Source organism: Streptomyces sp. NPDC101132 (assembly GCF_044759225.1).
Lineage (GTDB): Bacteria > Actinomycetota > Actinomycetes > Streptomycetales > Streptomycetaceae > Streptomyces.
Window position 1 is genome coordinate 1 of record NZ_JBIVYX010000033.1, and the last position, 1399, is coordinate 1399.

Annotated in this window: 1 protein-coding gene; it reads right to left on the reverse strand. The window is 68.6% G+C overall.

Translation table 11 applies throughout. The features are described 5' to 3' along the window. Window positions 1–117 precede the first annotated feature (117 nt). Window positions 118–1347, reverse strand: a complete 1230-nt coding sequence (locus tag ACIQUR_RS35175; protein ID WP_403673432.1) for an IS701 family transposase — start codon at window positions 1345–1347, stop codon at window positions 118–120. Between the last annotated feature and the right edge of the window lie 52 nt (window positions 1348–1399).

A 1399-nucleotide genomic window follows, 5' to 3' on the forward strand; every position in this document is an offset into this window, starting at 1 on the left:
TAGTAGTGCTTCGTTAGGTTCTGGTTCTGTTGGTCGGTAGGGGTCGACCGCAGGTGGTGCAGGTGCCGGTCCAGCAGCGCAACAGGTCCTGCAGAGCATCGAGGACCTGGTAGAGGCTCAGGCCGGCATCTGGGCTTTTGGGTCGAGCCGCCTGAGGGTGAGGAAGGCCTGTGCGGCGGTGACGAGGGTGACGTGGTGGTGCCAGCCGCGCCAGGTGCGGCCTTCGAAGTGGTCCAGGCCCAGGCCGTGCTTGAGCTCGCGGTAGTCGTGCTCGATCCGCCAGCGCATCTTCGCCCACCGCACGAGGTCGGCGATCGGAGTGGTGGCGGGCAGGTTGGTCATCCAGTAGCCGGTCGGTTCGGCTGCTTCTGCGGGCTGCTCGACGAGCATGGTCCGCAGCGGCAGTACCCCGTCCCAGCGGCTGCGTCCGCCGGCCTGCTCCTGCGCTGTGCGGGTGGCTTCCTTGCCCGAGGGCCGCACTTCGATCACGGCGAAGTGCGAGGTCATCGCGCCTTTGCTGCCCTGCCGCCAGGTGACCTCCTCGAACCGGGTGCCGGTCTCGACGAGGCCGGGCAGGGGCCGGGCCGCCTCGCGGTATCGGGGCAGCGTGGGCGGTCCCAGCCCGCCATAGACGGGCTGATGAGGCACGGCCGCCGCAGGCCGGGCGATCTCCTTGGGGTCGACGGCCACGACATAGGACCAGCCGCGTTCCTCCAGGGCGAGCCGGAAGGAGACGCTGCGGCCGTAGCCGGCATCCGCCACGATCACGGGTACTTCCAGTCCCTGCGAGGCCAGTCGCTCCAGCAGCCCCAGCGCAAGCCAGGTCTTGGACACGTGCCCGACATCATCGGGGACCCCGGCCCTCCGGCGTCGCCGGTGATCGCCCGCCCACTCCTCGGGCAGGAACAACTCCCATTCCAACGGGCACGACGCGGTGTCGGTGGCCGCGTGCACGCTGACCGCGACCTGGCAGTTCGCCCGTTTGCCCAACGCTCCGCAGTACTGCCAGGCCACGCCCGCCGACGCGGTGCCGCACTTGGGGAACGACACGTCGTCGACGACCCATACCTCGGGCTGGATTACCTTGCACAAACGCTCGGCGATCCGCTGCCGAACCGGCAGCGGATCCCACGGCGACTGGTTCACGAACTGCTGCAGAGCCTGCATGTTGCCGTCCGGCAGACGATCGGCCATCGGCTGGATCGACTTGCGCCGGCCGTCCAGCATCAGACCCCGCAAGTAGCACTCGCCCCACCGGCGCTGATCCCGCCGCGGCAACGACCCGAACACATCGGCAACGAACTCCGCCAACTCATCACGGAGCCGTTCCACCTCCCCCAGCCTCATGCGCAGAAGCTGCCCACGAGCAGGCAAGATCACCCGACGTAACGAAGCACTA